The sequence below is a fragment of the Pseudomonas sp. P106(2024) genome, from assembly GCF_057480815.1.
The window spans coordinates 1-389 of sequence record NZ_JBLIYU010000060.1 but is presented as its reverse complement, the minus strand read 5'-3'; the positions used below and the strand labels follow the sequence as shown (position 1 = coordinate 389).

The following is a 389-nucleotide window of genomic DNA, read 5'->3' as shown; positions in this document are numbered from 1 at the left end:
GGGTCACGGTCAGGTCGTGGTCCAGTTTCTGGCTGACCTTGACGGTGAAGGCCGGCTGCTGGTCTTCGGTCACATCGCCTTTGCCGACGATGGTGACGGTGACCTTGTCGCCCTGGTTGTCGGTGCCTGGAGTGCCAGTGCCCGGCTCGTCAGTGACGGAGGTCTTCACTTCGTCCTGACCCAGGGTCAGTTTTTCGAAGTTGTCGGCACCGGTCACGCTTTCCAGTTTGTTGGTAATGGTCGGTTGACCACCAACGAACACGTCGTCCGGTGCAGTGATGGTGAAGGTACCGCTGGCGCTGCCAGCGGGGATGGTGACCTTGGTGCCATCGGTCAGGGTGAAGGTCAGGCCGTTGTGGCCATTGACCGGCAGACCTTGGGCATTGGTC

The 389-nt window shown here is 60.9% G+C and carries 1 protein-coding gene; it reads right to left on the bottom strand.

Annotated features, from left to right (window positions below; genetic code table 11):
• On the bottom strand, positions 1 to 389 hold a 389-nt coding region (locus AC25M7_RS25510), incomplete at both ends, for an immunoglobulin-like domain-containing protein (RefSeq protein WP_486971642.1).